Below are 16,869 nucleotides of genomic sequence, written 5' to 3' on the forward strand. Positions count from 1 at the left end.
TTTACTTTTCTTTAAGGTATTTTAAACGGATGGAAACAGCGTTTTTGTGTGCGTCAAGGAGCTCGTTTCCTGCCATCACCTCAATGGTAGGGCCTAAGTTTTGAAGGCCTTTTTCCGTAATCTTTTGATAGGTGATTTTTTTCACAAAGCTATCCAATGACACTCCGCTGTAATTTCTGGCAAACCCATAGGTGGGTAAGGTGTGGTTGGTGCCGGAGGCATAATCCCCAGCTGATTCCGGGGTGAAGTTGCCGATAAAGACTGAACCGGCATTGACGATATTTGCCACCACTTCGTCCTCGTTGGCCACATTAATGATGAGGTGCTCCGGGGCATAGTCATTGATCAGGGCAATGGCCTTTTCCTGATTGCCCATGACTACAGCAATGCTGTTTTCCAATGCTTTTTTGGCGATATCCTTTCGGGGAAGTTTAGCAAGTTGCTTGTCTACTTCCTTAAGTGTTTTTTTGGCGACTTTTGAAGCGGTGGCGACCAAAATGACTTGACTGTCGATGCCATGCTCGGCTTGAGAGAGCAGGTCTGCGGCCACAAATGCCGGTACCGCTGATTCATCGGCATATACCAAGACCTCGGAAGGCCCGGCAGGCATATCGATGGCAATTCCCTTTTTCGTGGCCAGTTGCTTGGCAGCAGTGACATATTGGTTGCCCGGACCAAATATCTTGGCCACCTGCGGAACACTTTCGGTGCCATAGGTGAGGGCAGCAATGGCTTGAGCGCCGCCTGCTTTGACAATTTTGTCGATACCGATCAAGTTGGCCGTGTATAAAATGGCCGGATGGATTTTTCCCTCCTTGTTTGGTGGGGTGCAAAGGACAATTTCCTCACATCCTGCAATGTTGGCGGGGATGCCCAGCATCAACACGGTAGAGAATAATGGCGCTGTTCCACCGGGGATGTACAGGCCTACTTTTTGGATTGGCACGCTTCTGCGCATGCAGGTTACCCCTTCCATGACTTCCATGCTCAGGTCTTCCGTTTGCTGGGCTTTATGGAACTTCTCAATATTTACTTTGGCTTGCTGAATGGCAGATTTTAAGGATTCATCCACCTGCTCATATGCCTCGTTGATCTCATCGCGTGACACCAGAAGGTTGTCGATTTCTACATGATCATATTCCAATGCGAACTTTTTCAGCGCTTTGTCCCCTTGCCGGCTGACTTTGCGCATGATCGGCTTGACGATTTTTTGGATATCCTTCATCTTTTGAACTGGCCGGGCCAGTTCCTTTTGCCATTCACTTTGGGTGGGATTGGTTATGGTTCTCATTTGAAACGTGTCTTTGGGGAGCAATTAAATCACCATTTTTTCAATTGGGACCACTAAGATGCCTTCTGCTCCGGCAGCGCGCAATTCTTCGATGTTTTCCCAAAACTGATCTTCACTTAGTACCGAATGTACGGAAGACCAACCTTCCTGTGCCAGTGGCAAGATGGTAGGACTGCGCATGCCCGGAATCAGGGAGATGATTTTATCCAGTGATTCATTGGGAGCATTGAGCAGGACGTATTTGTTGCTTTTACCGGTTTGGACAGCATTTATACGGAAAAGTAACTTTTCCACTATGGCCATCTTTTCGCTGTTTAGGCCCTTATGGCTGATCAGCACGGCTTCGGATTTAAAGATTTCTTCGACTTCCTTGAGCCCGTTCATCATCAGGGTAGACCCTGAACTCACGATATCACAGATGCCTTCTGCCAAGCCAATGCTTGGTGCTATCTCCACTGACCCACTGATTTCGTGGATTTCCGCATTGATATGGTTGGCTTTAAGGTAATCTCCGAGAATCTTAGTGTAACTCGTGGCGATGTTTTTACCTTCAAAGTAGGAAAGCCCTGGATATTCCTGGCTCTTGGGGATGGCCAAGGACAAGCGGCATTTGGAGAAGCCCAGTTTTTTGAGCACATCCACGCTTTTGTCTTTTTCTACCAGTTCGTTTTCTCCCACGATGCCCAAATCGGCCACTCCGTCGGCCACGTAGCCCGGAATGTCATCGTCCCTAAGGTAAAGGAACTCAATGGGGAAATTGGTGGAAGTGGATTTGAGCTTACCGGTTCCGTTATAGAATTTGATGCCACATTCTTTGATGAGGCTCAATGAATCTTCACTTAATCGACCGCTTTTTTGGACGGCTATGCGGATAATATTTTCCATGAAATAAAGATACGAATATGAATAGTTCTTTTATGAAATTCTGTGAATCAATCGGGCTGCATGATGGTTTGCCTACAGCCTCTGGGGCGATATGTAAATAGTATTCCTCCTTAGGAGGAATGATGGAAATGATGAACAGTCGCAGTGGGGCAAACTGTAAAAAATGGCATAGCGATGATATTTGATTTGCTGCTGTTCATGATAATGCTACAAAATTAATCAGCTATCGCTATTATCCAAAAATTGATAACGTTTTTTCGGGAAATTAATGATTCCTTAAAGAAAAGTCTGATTGATCAAGGAATTATAAACTTTCCGCTCCTTATCATCCTTGATGGACTTCAGGGTTACAACTGTCTTTTTGATGATTTTTTGGATCATGGCATCCATGACCTTTTCGTAAGGACAAGAAGGCGCCTCGTTCATCAGTCGCTGATAACGATCCATTTCTTCTGCTTTGATGGCTTGAAGGGCTGCTTTCATGGACCGGATCGAGGCTAGGTTTTTGTTGTCATTTTTCCAAGTGATAAACTCTTCCATATAGGTGTTGAGGATGGTTTTGACATCTTGGATGCTGGCTTTTTTCTGTTCCATGGCCGTTTGGGTGACTTTTCCGATATCATCCATGTCGTACAGCATTATACCAGGCACATTGGCCACTTCGGGGGCAATGCTTCGCGGAATCGATATGTCCACGAGAATTTTAAACATTACATCTTTGGCCTGAAGATCCTTTTTTTCGAGGATCGGAGCGGTCACCGAAGGAGATGATATGATGATGTCAAATTGGTGAATTTCACCAGGTAAAAGGTCAAGCGGCAAGTAGGCCAACTCGGTTTTAAACTTATCATTAAACTGGGCAATCTTATCGTGGCTGCGGTTAAAGACGGTCAGTGCCGTATGTCCTTTGGAGCAAAGGTGCTTACAGACATTCTGTCCCATCTCCCCAAAACCGATTACGGCAATTCGGGCAGACTTAAACATGCTTTGGTATTCTTCGATCATGTCCACAGCAGCATAGGAGGCGGAACTGATGCCTGAGCGAAAGCCGGTTTGACTCGCAATTCTTTTGTTTGCACTGAAAATTACCTGCAGCAGCCGATGGGTATAGGTACCCGTGGCTTGCGCTTCATGGGCCAGTTGATAGGCTTGCTTGATCTGTGAACGGATTTGTGCATCTCCCAAAATCTGGGATTCCAATCCGGAGGATACTTGGAAAATATAGTTTAAGACCGCCTCTTCTTCATGCTCTTGGGAAAATATTTCCAATGCGGTAGCGATGTTTTGTTGCTTGACTTGGCACAAACAATCCAGTAGCGCATAAGCTCCGCTTTCTTCACCAAAGAAGAGAATTTCAGTCCTGTTGCAGGTAGAAATGGCGATGACCTCTTCTACTTCCAATACTTCCTTGGCCTTGGATAGAAATTGACTCACTTCGTTAATGTTTAGCGCAAAGCGCTCTCTAACAGCAATGTCAGTGGTCTTATGGGATAAGCTTAAAAGTCTAAACTGAATCATAATGTCTCTTTCTGATTTGAACCAGAAGCTACTTGCTTCCTTCCATGATCGTTGTTTGAAAATATGTACGCTGCAGAATGGACGGTTGGATTTATAAAACGGAGAAAAACAGCTATTTGGAATGTTTATAAATAAGAGCGAGGTGTTTTTAGAGAAGCATTCTCAGAAAAGCGGATGGGCCTCGATGCTTTTGGGCCATGCTATATTTACGACTTATGAATTTCCTTTCCGCGCAGGTTACGGCATGTACTTGGTGCCATTGGAACTTTGTGGTCTTTTTTATCCGAGGTATTACCATTAAGCAAACGGGTAGTCTGAACTTTTAAGCTTGTCCTTTATCTGCTGGTATGGGGGAACAGTGATCCGCCATGTCGGTACCAGAAACACAGTTGACTTTTGACTTGTAGAAAAGTAGGGAAATATAAAGTGAAACAAGCCACATGCTGAATAGGGGATGCCATAGCCCGAATGAATTTTTTTTAAAAAAAAAGTAAATGTTAGCAATCCATTGAGGATACCTGTTTCGTAGATAGTTAAAAGCGGTTAAACAAAAAAAGTAAGTTGGTTAATAAACGTTTTACGCATTTCTTCATTGCGTCGAATTTAGTTTGTGGTTCAATTTTTTAAAATTGGAAAGGAGTGGTTTTGTAAACCACTCCTTTTTTATTATCCACCGGATTTTTTGGCTTTATAATTTTGCTGAAGCAGCATCTCGAGGACCTTATCGCGGTGATCGCCTTGGATGAGGATTTCTCCGTCTTTAGCACTTCCTCCTACACCGCATTTGCTTTTTAAGGTTTTGCCGAGTGCTTTTAGATCATCTTCGGTTCCGATAAATCCGGCGATAAGCGTCACTTGCTTGCCTCCTCGGGCTTTTTTGTCCAGCATCACTTTGAGGTTTTGCTGGTGAGGGGGAAGGGTTTCTGCTTGTTCGTCCCCAAATTCATCGTAATCAAATTCATCGCTTGTGGAATACACCACACCATCCCGTTTTTTCCAGTCGTTGTTCTTTTTTCTTCCCATAATCGTCATTTCATCTTCATGGTCCACACGGGTCTTTTGGCGTGGTTTACCACATCCTCTGCTATACTGCCACTGAGAAGGTGCATAAACCCAGTCCTGCCGTGGGTGGCCATGGCTATCATGTCAATATTGTTTTCTTCGGAATATTGGATAATGCCATCTTCCTCAGAATCGCTGTTGTAAATCTCAAAGGTAACATTCTCCAAATGGTTCTTGGTGATGAATTCCTTGATTTTGGCCTTGCTGTCTTTGGAGTTTTCGAAGCTGTTCGGTGTATTGATCTTGACCAGATGAAGCTCCGCCTGAAGGGTTTCTTGCAGCTTTTTCAGCTGATTAAAGGTTTTTTTGTTTTCATCTCCAAAATCACTCGCAAAAAGAATGTTTTTCACCGATGATGGATTGATTTTGCTTTTAATGGTGATCACTGGGCATTCGGCGTGCCGGACTACTTTTTCGGTATTCGAACCGATCAATAGCTCTTCAAGTCCACTGGTGCCTTTGGAACCCATGACGATGAGATCGGCTTTGATTTCTGCTATTTCATTGGATATCCCGGCGTAAGGATTCCCAAATGTGATTTTAGTGGAGAACTTATAGGGGATGTCCTTCATTTTTGCGGCAATGGCGGCCACTTGTTCCTTCCTTTTTTCCACCAGCTCGACCATAAAAACTTGCTGCATTTCATCACCTCCAAGCCCTACTTCCCCGGTGGTGTTGAAATTTTGTCCCGTGGGGATTTCAATGACATGGAGGAGCTTTAGGTGTCCTTGGGTAAGGGCAGCCAGTTCTTTGGCAAAGTCAAAGGCATTCTCCGCTTCTTCTGAAAAATCGTAAGGCACTAAGATGGTTTTCATAGTTGTCGTTTTTGATTAAAATGTTCTAAAATCAAATTACAAAAAAGGCGTAATTATAACCAGTTTATTTCCTGGTATTATCTTAAACGAATTTCATGCCGGATAAGGTGTGAAAAGAGCGATGAAAAAGCAATTCACTCAAGAAAAAACCACCATGCCAATGCCAAAAGCCAACACCCAAAATAAGGTGGAGATGGCCATTTTCTTTAAGTAGGGATCCAGGTCGGAAGATTTGGTCTTTCGCTGAACTTGTAGGCCGATATGGATCATGAGGGGCATCACCACCAAGGCTGTAAGTGCACCAGGGACGTTTTCTACCGCACAGAAAACCAATAGCGACACATTCCCCAGTAGGATCAATGCCCAATTATAGCGTACGGCAGCCTTTCTACCTATCCTGACGGGAATGGACTTTTTACCTGCTTTTTGATCAGATTCGATGTCCCGGATATTATTGATGTTCAACACGGCCGTACTAAAGAAGCCTAGGGAAATGGCTGGTAACACCAAGGAGGAGGAAAATTCCAAGCTGTGCAGGAAATAGGTCCCCAATACCCCTACCAAACCAAAAAACACAAATACTGATATGTCTCCCAATCCCATGTATCCATAGGGATTGGAGCCTGAAGTATAATTGACCGCCGCAAAAATGGACAATATGCCGATGCCGATAAACGTGAAAAACAACACCCAATTCTCCAATGCTACATATAACAATAAGACACCGCACAAAAATGATAAAATCCCCAGTAAAACCATGGCCTTTTTCATCTCAGAGGGCTGAATGATGCCGGATTGAACCGCCCGAATTGGGCCTTCTCGCTCAGCACTATCCGCACCATGGACACTGTCTCCATAGTCATTGGCCAGATTGGATAGGATTTGTAGCAGCGTGGTGGTCAGTGCGGCAAGTACGGTGACCTCCCACCGGAAATTGCCATGAAACCAAGCAATAAAACTGGCCATCAAGATACTGGCAAGTGCTAATGGAAGGGTCCTTAATCGAATGGCGTGTAGCCAAGCTTGTTTTTTACTGGTAATCGCGATGTCCACGTCTTTGTAAGATGAGTAGGGAAGTGGGGTTGGTATAAAAACCTGTCAGGCCCTCTTTTTCAAAAAGTGCCTGACAGGTTTTACTTCAATAATTGGATAGGAGAAATGATTATGATTCGATGACCTTGATGATTTCTTCATCCATGGGATTGACGGCCGATTGGAAAAAGTGCTTCAACTCACCGTTTTCATCGATATAATATTTACAGAAATTCCATGTAGGTTCTTGATCATTCCATCCATTTTGGGATTTATCGGAAAGCCATCTGTAGAGCGGATGCTTGTCCACGCCCTTTACGGATACTTTTTCAAACATCGGAAAAGTGACGCCATAGTTTCCTGTACAGAATTTCTTGATTTCTTCATTGGAACCAGGCTCTTGCCCGCCAAAGTTGTTGGCAGGAAATCCGAGGATGGTGATTTTGTCTCCGTATTCTTCGTTGAGCTTTTGAAGGTCTTCATATTGTGGCGTGTAACCGCACTTGGATGCTACATTGACCACGAGGACCTTTTGCCCTTTGAATTTGCTGAGATTGACCTCGTTCCCATCGATATCCTTGACGGTGAAGTCATAAAAGGATTTTGTTGTTTGCATGGCTTCTTGGTTTTGGGATGTTGCTTCGACGGTTCCATTGGTCTTGTCGTTGGATTCAGCACTGCAGGCCGCGAATGCCACTATGGAAAGGATGAAAATTAGTTGTCTCATAATTACATTTTTTCAGGTACTTTTATTCCTAATAACTTCATTCCGGACTGTAAAGTTTTGGCTACTTGAGCACTAAGGGCCACCCGGAAGCTGCGAATTTTCTCATCCGCTTCACTAAAGATAGGAAGTTCTGCATAAAAGCGGTTATATTCTTTGGCCAAATCAAACATATATTGGGCAATGACTGATGGAGAAAGCTCTTCACCCGCTTGGGCTATTTTTTTCTCATAATCATTCAGTAAGATGATCAGCTCTTTTTCTGCATTCTCTACTTGTTGTAGGCCGTTAAAACCTGATGCAGAATAATCTAGGCCAATTTGTTTGGCTTTTCGCAGGATGCTGGCAATACGCGCATGGGAGTACTGGATGAAAGGGCCTGTGTTGCCTTGGAATTCAATGGATTCTTGAGGATTGAAGAGCATTCGCTTCTTGGGGTCGACTTTTAGTAAAAAGTACTTCAGCGCCCCTAAGCCTAGCATTTCATACAGTTCCTTTGCCTGTTCATCAGAGAAACCTTCGATTTTCCCGAGTTCTTTGGTATGGCTTTCCGCCGTATCGACCATTTCTTGGATCAGATCATCGGCATCCACCACAGTACCCTCGCGGGATTTCATCTTTCCGGTAGGCAGGTCCACCATGCCATAGGACAGGTGATAAAGTCCCTCACCGTAAGGACGATTTAGCTTTCGCATGATCTTAAAGAGCACATCGAAGTGATAATCTTGCTCATTGCCTACCACGTAAACCGATTTGTTGATCTTGAAATCTTCGTATTTTAGGTCTGCCGTGCCCATGTCCTGCGTGATGTACACCGAGGTGCCATCCCCACGGAGGACGAGCTTTTCATCCAACCCTTCTTCCGTAAGGTCTGCCCAAACGGAATTGTTGTCTTTTTTAAAAAAAACGCCTTTTTCAAGCCCTTCTTCCACAATGTTTTTGCCCAGGAGGTAGGTGTCTGACTCATAGTAAAACTTGTCAAAGCTCACTCCCATTTTTTTATAGGTGGCATCAAACCCTTCATACACCCAACTGTTCATCGTTTTCCAAAGGGTTACCGTTTCTTCATCGCCAGCTTCCCACTTGCGCAGCATTTCCTGAGCTTCTAGCATAAGTGGAGCCTGCTTTTTGGCGTCTTCTTCGGATAGGCCCTTTTCGATGAGTTCGTTGATTTGTTTTTTATAGGCTTTGTCAAAAAGCACATAATACTTGCCTGCCAAATGGTCACCTTTGAACCCGCCGGACGTTGGGGTTTCGCCATTGCCAAAGTGGAGGTAGGCCACCATGGATTTGCAGATGTGGATCCCCCGGTCGTTGACAAGGTTTGCCTTGATGACCTCATAGCCGTTGGCTGCAAGGATTTCCGAAACCGAAAAACCTAGGAAATTGTTTCTAAGGTGACCCAGATGAAGGGGCTTGTTGGTGTTGGGGGAGCTAAACTCCACCATGACTTTTTGGTTTTTTGGGGGCAACTGGCCGAGCTGCTCGTTTTGGTAGAGCGTTTGGAAAACAGCCATCCAGGACTGTTCATTGACAGAAATGTTCAAGAAACCTTTTACGACATTAAAAGCACTTACGGCCTCGCAGTTTTCCACCAAGTATTGCCCGATTTTGTCTCCACTGTCCTCGGGTTTCATTTTGGTGTATTTAAGGAATGGAAAAAGTACGAAGGTATAATTGCCTTCAAACTCCTTACGGGTAGGTTGTAAGGAGAGGGACTCAGGGGTTACCTGATGATCAAATGCTTTTGAAAAACCTTCGCTAATGGCTTTCAGTATCTGTTCTTGAATCGTCATGCTTTTGTTAAAGTTTGATCGCATTTTTGACCCCTAGTGGATCAATTGCATATTTTTTAGCTTCTAAAAGTTGCTGACCAATGATTTGGTGGTGGATTCCAGTACTTCAAAGGCGTTTTGGGCCATGATGTTTTCAGAATCCAACGTAGGGTTAACCTCTACAATTTCCCAACAGCAAACTCTTTTGTCTTTTATCAATTCCATGTTCAATTTTAAGGCTTCTTGCACCGTCAAACCATCGGGAACTGGTGTTCCTGTACCTACGGAAATGGAACTGTCCATGCTGTCTACATCGAAGGAAATATAAATCTGCTCACAATCTTTCAAAATGGCCAAAGCCTCTTCCGAAATTTGAGTTATTCCCTTTTGACGGACTTCTTGGGTGGTGAAGTTACGTATGCCGTGCTTTTCGATCAGCTTGTTTTCAGGTTCTTCCGTGTCTCTTACAGCAATGTAGACAATGTCCGACGCCTTGATCTTTGGGAAATCCCCGCCGATTTTTTTGATCTTTTCCCAGTATTCGATTTCTTCCGCAGATGGATCCTGTTGCCGGTTTTCAAGATTGTCTTCTTGAAGGCACATACCCAAGGGCATGCCGTGCATATTCCCTGAAGGACTCGTGTAGGGGCTGTGGATGTCAGCATGGGCGTCGATCCATATCACCCCAAGGCGCTTTTCCGGATTGGCAGCCTTGATTCCCATGATGGTCCCTGCAGCGGTAGAGTGATCCCCCGCCAGGACAATTGGGAATTTCTTTTCCTCACGGAGTGCTTTTATCGTATCGTGCACATTTCCCAGCACCTCATGCACCCCGTCAATGTACTTGGCATGCGGATAGGGGTTGTTTTTCCATAGGTAATTGTTGGCATCTGGCACATTGATGGGGTCAAACCGGGTAAAGAAATCCGATTTTTTACCCAAGCTCGCCACCTTTAGCGCGTCAATTCCCAAGCTGGCCCCTCTAGTGCCTGCGGCAAGTTCAGACCGTACTTCTACAAGCTTGATGTTTCTCATAATGGGTAAATCTCTAGTTCGTTATATTGGGCAAATCAGTTATTTGGATCAATTGCCACAAAAGTAGTCAAAAATGTGCATTTATGGGAGAAGGGAGGTGTGAAAGGTGAGGCGGTTTTGTACAATAAGACAAATCGTCCAGTTTCCCGTACGTGATCATGCGTTTATGATGGTAATAATGATGTTCTTTTCGCTGATTTTACCCGTTACTTTCACTAATAAGTGAAGGTTAAGCTTGAACGGCTATTGATAATAGTAAGGTATCTAGATCTATTGGTTTTCAGTGGGATAGTGTTGTAAATTTATACGTGAAGAGAGCGGAGGTATACACCGTTTGGCCTCTTTTCAAGGGGAGTTAAAGTGAGGAAATTAGGGGAAAGAAAATAATTCCCTACAAATTCTATAGGGAAATTAGTTTTTGTAAAAAATTGTCGTACCTTTGAAACAGTTATTAGCGAAAAGCGCCGAAAGCTTGGTAGCTGATTTATAAAGAATAGGGGAGAGAACAGGCTCGAAGAACCTATAGCAACCTATCCCTCTCAACAAAGAAAAGGTGCTAAATCCTGCCGAAATCATTTGAGGACCTATAAATGTGAAAACCATGAGACAAGCAATGCGAATGCGGAAACCGATGAAAGCCCCCAAAGGGTGTTGTTGCAGATAGTAGCAAACCCTCAGAAAAATCAACTAATAACGATCTTAACTAAAGAAACCATGACAGCAATAGCTTCTAACCATAGCATTTCCACTCAAAACAATCATATCTTCAGCTTTCAGTCCGTCATCAGGAACAAAACCACGGACCAAAAGTCCTTAAGTGCTTATGAGTGGCTTTCAGAAAATGAATTTGTCCAATTGGAAGGCCAAGGTACTTTTGGCTTTCACAACTTTGAAGCGGCCAATAAGCAGTTTCAAGCGATCTACTTCACCCTCAAAGGGGATTTGGCCGCACACTATGCATTCTTCAGGGGAATCGTACTGGCTGGACAACCTAAAGAGGTCTATTTGGAAAACATTCATGAAAACAGAAGTTTCACATTGAAGTTTTACAAGAAGAATGAAGCGGTAGCCAAAGAGTACTTGGAGAAGATTTTTAGAATCGTCAACGATGAAATCAGGTTCAAACAAGTGCTACGAAAAGTGCTCATCAATCAGGAAAAGCACCGCTTGGAAGAAAAGTTGCTCTTTAATGAACTGAGCCATTAAGGTACAATAATAAACCATCACTAATAACCATATTAAAACACCTCCGAAGTATTTTTCGAGGTGTTTTTTTTGTTGGCCCAATTGAGGGGTATGGAAACGGTTCGTGCAGATAAGGAGGAAACGCTGATAGCATGATCACCAAGCAGCATACCCAAAGCCTTAGCAGTATTCTATCATCATTACTGAGGGCAAGGCCCTTGATAAACCTTAAATTAGCCACAGATAAAATGGATGAACCCAGATTTGCAATGGTGCCAGCATCTTATCTGTGTTTATCAGCGTTCATCCGTGGCAAAATGGAAACCAACAGTGGAAAGGAAAATGATAAGCCATAGGAATAGGTTGCTCCCAATTTTTCGGCTTGATCCCCAACAAGGCTCCATGGTACAATTCAATTGTAACTTCCAATGAGTGCAGGTTACAGCATTTACTTGGCACCTTTGTGGCGGATTATGTATCCCTGGTTTTACCGTTAAGAAAATGGCAGTTTACAAAAGTAAAGGATGGGAATGACAGGTTTCATGCTGCCCCTTTACCCCGAGTTCCCGCCGCGGGCTTCCCATGATGAAGTCCTGTCAAGGGCAGCTTTTGCCCATTTGGTACTTATTCCACCTTTGACGAAGGTGAAAAAAGAAGGAGCAAGTGACTACCTGCTCCCTAAATGGTATCCTGCCTAAAGTAAAGTTCCATAGGAAGGGGCAAGGTAAAAATGCATTAGCCTTGGATTATTCTCCACGAATGACCGCTAAGCCCCATTTGGTCCGTTATTTCCATCCCCCTCCGAGGCTTCGGTACAGTTCGATGTTGGCGATGGCCAATTGGGTTTTTAACCTTACCAGCTCCATTTGGTTTTCCAAGGCATCTTCTTGGGCATTGATGATTTCCAAGTAACTCGCAAATCCACTCTGGAAGAGCAGGAATGCATCCTTAATGCCCTTGTTGGTGACTTGAAGCCTGTCTTCGACGATATTATGGGCTTCTTGCAGCTTTTCGATCGTTACCAAGGCATTAGAAACTTCCCCTACAGCACCAATGATGGTCTCTTTAAAGTCCAATTGCGCAATTTCTCTTTTATTAAGGGCAATTAAATGGTTGGTTTTTAACTTGCGATTTTGAAAAATCGGTTGGAAAATGGCCCCGTTCAGCAGCGCAAAACCCGCTCCCATAGGGTCAAGGAAATGCTCGATTTGATAGGAGTTGAGGCCTACTCCGCCGCTAATGGTCAAAGAGGGGTATTTCATGGCCTGAGTAACCCCGACATTGGCGTTACTTATGATCAGGTTATATTCCGATGCGGCAATATCCGGCCTGTTTTGGATTAGTTCCAGCGGTACCCCTGTTTGGTAAGTGCTGTCAAAGGCGATATCTTCCAAGTGATGGACCAGCTCCAGCTCTTGGGGAGCCCTTCCCAAGAGTTCATTAAGTCGCGTTTCCTGAATGGCATAATCCCTTTCCAGATCAGGTATCAAGGCCTTTGCCCGTAGCATTTGGGATTCAGTCTGCTGGACAGCCAGGGAGGTGGTCTCTCCGGCATCATACTGAAGTTTTACGATTCTGAGTGTGTTTTTACTTAACTCATAGTTACGCCTTGATACGGTGAGCTGGGATTTGAGCATCAGCATGTTTAAGTAGGTCGTAGCCACCTCTGAGACTAAAGCGGTTTGTAATGCTTTTTTAAACTCTTGCGTTTTCATAAAATCGGCTCGAGCAGCTTCTTTTTGCCAGCGAAGCTTACCCCAGATATCAATTTCCCAGCTTGCCTGTAGGGAAGATACGTATTCCATCCGCTCAGTATAAAGTGAAGTAGGAATGTCTTCCCCATGGTTTCTTCTGGCCCTATTGGAACCATAGTTGTTATAATATTCCGAATAATATTCACGGTTATATTTAAAGGGAGAAGCACCCAGGGAAGGCAGAAAGTTAGCCTTGGATTGCTGTAGATTTTGATAGCCTATGTCGATTTCCTTTGTCATTTTTTGCATGTCAAAGTTGTTGGATAGGGCAGAATCGATCAGGCTCACCAAGGTAGAATCCTTGAAATAGGCCTTCCAATTTACAGCCGCCATGTTTTTCTTACCCGTCATCAAACTGTCCCTGAGGCTGTCAGCTCCATAATATTGATCAGGGAAATCTATTTCCGGTCTATTATAGTTTTGCCCCACCTTACAACTAGCCATCGCTATTACGACCAGTGTAAAAGGCAATATGTTTTTTAGCGAATTCATAGTTAGTCTTTTTCTATCGTTTCAATAAAGTACCTGTCTTGGATTTGCTGGAAGATATAGGCCAGCACTGGGATAAAGATTACCCCTAATGAAATGCCGAAAATCATTCCTCCAGCTGTACCGATACTTACTGATTTGGTGCCTTGGGCAGAAGAGCCCACGGAAAACATCAAGGGCACCAAACCTGCCGTAAAGGCAAAAGAGGTCATCAAAATAGGCCTGATCCGTAAGGCACACGCCTCCACTACGGCGTCTGCTACATTAAGTCCTTCTTTTCTCTTTTGGGAGACAAACTCCACGATCAGAATGGCGTTTTTGGCCAATAGACCAACCAACATCACTAGTCCTACCTGCACGTAAATATTGTTCTCGATGCCTGCAAGGTTGATAAATACAAACACCCCTAAGATACCTGCAGGAAGGGACAGGATCACGGCCATGGGTAGCCAGAAACTTTCGTATTGGGCGGCCAAGATAAAGTAGATCAAGATTATACTGATGACAAAAATGATCGTGGTATTTGAACCTGATTTTTTCTCTTCCAAGCTCATACCTGTCCATTCAAAACCCAAGTTGGCGGGGAGTTTACTATTGCTCATTTCTTCAATGACCGCCATCACATCACCGGTACTGTAACCTTTGGCTGGTGTGATGTTGATCCTGGCAGCACTGTAAAGGTTATAGCGGAAGACGGTTTCCGGCCCATAGGTTTCTTCCAAGGTCACAAATGTATTGATGGGAACCATTTCCCCTTGGTTGTTTTTGACCATGATGGAGTTGATGGCATCGGGCGTTTCCCGATATTGGATGTCTGATTGCATGTATACCATGTACTGCCGCGTAAAACGGTTGAAGTCTCCCACCCGCGTACGGCCAAAGTTAGATTGGATCGTAAACATCATGTCCTTCACGCTGACCCCCATGGCTTTTGCCTTTTCGTAGTCAATTTTGATTTTGTACTGCGGAAAATTGGGGTTGAAGGAGGTAAAGGCCTTCTCAATGGACTCTTGCTTGGTGAGTTCATTAATAAAACCATTGATCAGCTGACCGAATTCTCCATAGTCCCCGTCAGAATAATCCTGCAAGACAATCTGTACCCCATCGAAGTTACCAAACCCCTGTACGGTAGGTCTAGGGTAGATATTGATGCTGGCTTCACTGAGTACACTGAGCTTTTTGGTCAGCAGCTTGACGACTTCACCGATCTCCCTGACATCGCCCCGTTTGCCAATTTCCTTTAGCTTGATATAGCCCAAGCCAGTGGATGAACTTTCAGAGTCATCCACAATATTATAACCGGAAATGGTATTGACACTGGCGACAGCTGGTTGTTGGTGGAGCAATGAGTCCGCTTGTTTCAGTACCTGATTGGTACGGTGAAGGGACGATCCCTCTGGCATGGTAAGGGAAAAGATAAGGAAGTTATCGTCCTCAGTAGGGATAAAGCCCTTAGGAGTGGTGGTGGCCATGAGGAAAGTCAATCCTGTGACCAATACCAAACCGCCCATCGTCCACCATTTATGACGGATAGACCATTTTACTACAGAAAGGTATTTTTCCGTAAACTTGTCAAAGGCACTGTCGAATTTCCGCAACCCTTTGTCACGAAGTGTTTTGGCGGTGTTTGCCGCCCGGCTTTCCCGAATCCGTTCGATAAGGGGAATTCGCTTACGTTTTTTATTGGGGTCTTTTTCCTTAAGAATCAAGGCACTAAGGACCGGTACCAACGTCAGTGCGTTTACTGCTGAGATCAGCACGGCAAAGATAATGGTGTAAGCAAATTCTTGGTAAAATACGCCGACAGGTCCGTCCAAGAATCCCACAGGTAGGAAAACTGCCGCAATAACAATGGTAATGGATATGATGGCTCCTGTGATTTCAGCCATCGCCGCGACCACGGCATCCTTGACCTTAAGGCCTTCATCCTCCATTTTTTCATATATGGCCTCTATGACGACAATGGCATCATCCACCACAATCCCGATGGCCAATACTATGGAAAACATACTGAGCACGTTCATCGTCGCCCCAATCATGCTGAGAAAGAAGAAGGTACCGATCAGCGAAACGGGGATCGAAATGGCCGTGATGATGGTAGCCCGAGTATTTTGGAGGAATATAAAGACGACCAAAAACACCAGCACAAAGGCTTCCATCAGCGTCTTCTGCACATGGTGCATGGATTCGTCAATCTGGTCACGGACACTGTAAGAAATCCTGTACTCCATTCCTTCAGGGAATGCCTTTGATTGGTTCTCGAGGACTTTTCTGACCGCCTTATCGATTTCTACAGCATTGGCTCCTTGCTGCTGCACGATATCAATGGTCACTGCCGACATGCCATCCAGTTTGTTGTCACTGGCATAGTTAGAGGCACCGAATTCTAATCTGGCGACATCCTTTAGCCGCAATTGTGTTCCATCATCTTCCGTTTTGATGACGAGGTTTTCGTACTCATCGGGTTCGCTGAAACGGCCGCTGTGCTTCATCACAATTTCAAAAACCTCATCCGAATTTTCACCAAACTTTCCTGGTGCCGCTTCGAAGCTTTGGTCCCGAACTTGGTTATATACCTCTCTTGGGGTCAAGCCGTAAAGGGCCATTTTTTCCGGGTTGAGCCATATCCGCATGGCATAATCCCGTGAACGGAGAATGGAGGCCTCGGCAATACCGCTCACCCTTTTCAGCTCCCGGCGGATATTCATCCGGGTATAAGCATTCAAGAAGGTTTCATCATATACACCGTCACTGTAAATCTGGATGGTCATAAGGGAACCTTTTAGCCTTTTGAGCACCACGATACCTGCTTCCCTTACCTCCGAAGGAATGGATTCCATGACTTGGGAGATCCTGTTTTGGATCTCCACGGCGGCCACGTTGGGATCCGTTCCTGGCTCGAAATAAACTGTGGATCGTCCACGGCCAGAGTTGGTGGCGGTGGAGTTGATGTAACTCATGTTTTCAGCCCCATTTATGGCTTCTTCCAAGGGAAGCAATACGGATTTGGCAACGGTCTCAGCGTTTGCACCCGGGTAATACACTTGGACACTGACACTGGGAGGAGCAATCTCAGGAAATCGCTCTACCGGTAACTGACTGATACTGGCAGCCCCGGCCAAAATGAGCAAAATGGAAATGACCAACGCCAGCACGGGCCTGTTGATGATATTTTTAATCATTGCTTATGTCTTTGTTTTACTAAAAGGCGATGAAAGGGCCGATGGGGATGAATAAAGCTTTCCCATTACCATGCCCGCTCAAACGGTAACCAACCATCGTTGTTTTTGGTTAAAACTTTTTA

Annotated in this window: 14 protein-coding genes and 1 riboswitch; of the genes, 3 read left to right on the top strand and 11 right to left on the bottom strand. The window is 44.7% G+C overall.

The window, feature by feature from the left end; translation table 11 throughout:
- Nucleotide 1 precedes the first annotated feature (1 nt).
- From hisD to hemA, 3 genes are all read right to left on the bottom strand, one after another.
- Nucleotides 2-1,291, bottom strand: a complete 1,290-nt coding sequence (gene hisD, locus ECHVI_RS11995; protein ID WP_015266262.1) for a histidinol dehydrogenase — start codon at nt 1,289-1,291, stop codon at nt 2-4.
- A gap of 24 nt (nt 1,292-1,315) precedes the next feature.
- Nucleotides 1,316-2,176 carry an ATP phosphoribosyltransferase gene (gene hisG, locus ECHVI_RS12000; RefSeq protein ID WP_015266263.1) on the bottom strand — a complete coding sequence of 287 codons (861 nt, stop codon included), beginning with the start codon at nt 2,174-2,176 and terminating at the stop codon, nt 1,316-1,318.
- Nucleotides 2,177-2,452: 276 nt separating this feature from the next.
- Complete coding sequence (hemA, locus tag ECHVI_RS12005) at nt 2,453-3,694, bottom strand: glutamyl-tRNA reductase (RefSeq protein WP_015266264.1); 1,242 nt, start codon at nt 3,692-3,694, stop codon at nt 2,453-2,455.
- 121 nt (nt 3,695-3,815) lie between these two features.
- On the opposite strand from hemA, the gene ECHVI_RS12010 reads away from it, so the two are divergent.
- On the top strand, nt 3,816-3,995 hold the full coding sequence (locus ECHVI_RS12010; RefSeq protein WP_015266265.1) for a hypothetical protein: 180 nt from the start codon (nt 3,816-3,818) through the stop codon (nt 3,993-3,995).
- Between the two features lie 365 nt (nt 3,996-4,360).
- Here ECHVI_RS12010 and ECHVI_RS12015 read toward each other — a convergent pair whose 3' ends face one another.
- The 6 genes from ECHVI_RS12015 to ECHVI_RS12040 all read right to left on the bottom strand — a co-directional run bounded on the left by ECHVI_RS12015 (nt 4,361) and on the right by ECHVI_RS12040 (nt 10,137).
- The gene (locus ECHVI_RS12015; protein ID WP_041739761.1) at nt 4,361-4,717 is read right to left on the bottom strand and encodes a translation initiation factor; all 357 of its coding nucleotides are present in this window, start codon (nt 4,715-4,717) and stop codon (nt 4,361-4,363) included.
- A gap of 5 nt (nt 4,718-4,722) precedes the next feature.
- Nucleotides 4,723-5,571 carry a universal stress protein gene (locus ECHVI_RS12020; protein ID WP_015266267.1) on the bottom strand — a complete coding sequence of 283 codons (849 nt, stop codon included), beginning with the start codon at nt 5,569-5,571 and terminating at the stop codon, nt 4,723-4,725.
- Between the two features lie 138 nt (nt 5,572-5,709).
- Nucleotides 5,710-6,624: a 1,4-dihydroxy-2-naphthoate polyprenyltransferase gene (locus tag ECHVI_RS12025; RefSeq protein ID WP_015266268.1), complete on the bottom strand. Its 915-nt coding sequence runs from the start codon at nt 6,622-6,624 to the stop codon at nt 5,710-5,712.
- 109 nt (nt 6,625-6,733) lie between these two features.
- On the bottom strand, nt 6,734-7,330 hold the full coding sequence (locus tag ECHVI_RS12030; RefSeq protein ID WP_015266269.1) for a glutathione peroxidase: 597 nt from the start codon (nt 7,328-7,330) through the stop codon (nt 6,734-6,736).
- Nucleotides 7,331-7,332: 2 nt separating this feature from the next.
- Nucleotides 7,333-9,123, bottom strand: a complete 1,791-nt coding sequence (argS, locus tag ECHVI_RS12035; protein ID WP_015266270.1) for an arginine--tRNA ligase — start codon at nt 9,121-9,123, stop codon at nt 7,333-7,335.
- A 63-nt stretch (nt 9,124-9,186) separates the two neighbouring features.
- Nucleotides 9,187-10,137 carry an arginase gene (locus tag ECHVI_RS12040; protein WP_015266271.1) on the bottom strand — a complete coding sequence of 317 codons (951 nt, stop codon included), beginning with the start codon at nt 10,135-10,137 and terminating at the stop codon, nt 9,187-9,189.
- Nucleotides 10,138-10,618: 481 nt separating this feature from the next.
- Nucleotides 10,619-10,730, top strand: a riboswitch (SAM riboswitch).
- A 121-nt stretch (nt 10,731-10,851) separates the two neighbouring features.
- Here ECHVI_RS12040 and ECHVI_RS12045 point away from each other — a divergent pair.
- On the top strand, nt 10,852-11,343 hold the full coding sequence (locus ECHVI_RS12045) for a hypothetical protein (protein WP_083892014.1): 492 nt from the start codon (nt 10,852-10,854) through the stop codon (nt 11,341-11,343).
- Between the two features lie 509 nt (nt 11,344-11,852).
- Entirely contained in the window at nt 11,853-12,020 is a 168-nt protein-coding gene (locus ECHVI_RS23665; RefSeq protein ID WP_015266273.1) for a hypothetical protein, read from the top strand.
- An 87-nt stretch (nt 12,021-12,107) separates the two neighbouring features.
- Here ECHVI_RS23665 and ECHVI_RS12055 read toward each other — a convergent pair whose 3' ends face one another.
- Nucleotides 12,108-13,568, bottom strand: coding sequence for an efflux transporter outer membrane subunit (locus ECHVI_RS12055; protein ID WP_015266274.1), 1,461 nt, complete (start codon nt 13,566-13,568; stop codon nt 12,108-12,110).
- 2 nt (nt 13,569-13,570) lie between these two features.
- Nucleotides 13,571-16,747 carry an efflux RND transporter permease subunit gene (locus ECHVI_RS12060; RefSeq protein ID WP_015266275.1) on the bottom strand — a complete coding sequence of 1,059 codons (3,177 nt, stop codon included), beginning with the start codon at nt 16,745-16,747 and terminating at the stop codon, nt 13,571-13,573.
- Between the last annotated feature and the right edge of the window lie 122 nt (nt 16,748-16,869).

The sequence above is a fragment of the Echinicola vietnamensis DSM 17526 genome (assembly GCF_000325705.1).
GTDB lineage: Bacteria > Bacteroidota > Bacteroidia > Cytophagales > Cyclobacteriaceae > Echinicola > Echinicola vietnamensis.

Coding starts and splice junctions, on each gene's coding strand:
- ECHVI_RS12015 (WP_041739761.1), bottom strand. CDS start 4,717: ATGGGAAGAAAAAAGAACAACGACTGGAAAAAACGGGATGGTGTGGTG.
- ECHVI_RS12060 (WP_015266275.1), bottom strand. CDS start 16,747: ATGATTAAAAATATCATCAACAGGCCCGTGCTGGCGTTGGTCATTTCC.
- ECHVI_RS12030 (WP_015266269.1), bottom strand. CDS start 7,330: ATGAGACAACTAATTTTCATCCTTTCCATAGTGGCATTCGCGGCCTGC.
- ECHVI_RS23665 (WP_015266273.1), top strand. CDS start 11,853: ATGACAGGTTTCATGCTGCCCCTTTACCCCGAGTTCCCGCCGCGGGCT.
- hisD (WP_015266262.1), bottom strand. CDS start 1,291: ATGAGAACCATAACCAATCCCACCCAAAGTGAATGGCAAAAGGAACTG.
- ECHVI_RS12040 (WP_015266271.1), bottom strand. CDS start 10,137: ATGAGAAACATCAAGCTTGTAGAAGTACGGTCTGAACTTGCCGCAGGC.
- ECHVI_RS12045 (WP_083892014.1), top strand. CDS start 10,852: ATGACAGCAATAGCTTCTAACCATAGCATTTCCACTCAAAACAATCAT.
- ECHVI_RS12010 (WP_015266265.1), top strand. CDS start 3,816: ATGTTTATAAATAAGAGCGAGGTGTTTTTAGAGAAGCATTCTCAGAAA.
- hemA (WP_015266264.1), bottom strand. CDS start 3,694: ATGATTCAGTTTAGACTTTTAAGCTTATCCCATAAGACCACTGACATT.
- hisG (WP_015266263.1), bottom strand. CDS start 2,176: ATGGAAAATATTATCCGCATAGCCGTCCAAAAAAGCGGTCGATTAAGT.
- ECHVI_RS12055 (WP_015266274.1), bottom strand. CDS start 13,568: ATGAATTCGCTAAAAAACATATTGCCTTTTACACTGGTCGTAATAGCG.
- argS (WP_015266270.1), bottom strand. CDS start 9,123: ATGACGATTCAAGAACAGATACTGAAAGCCATTAGCGAAGGTTTTTCA.
- ECHVI_RS12020 (WP_015266267.1), bottom strand. CDS start 5,571: ATGAAAACCATCTTAGTGCCTTACGATTTTTCAGAAGAAGCGGAGAAT.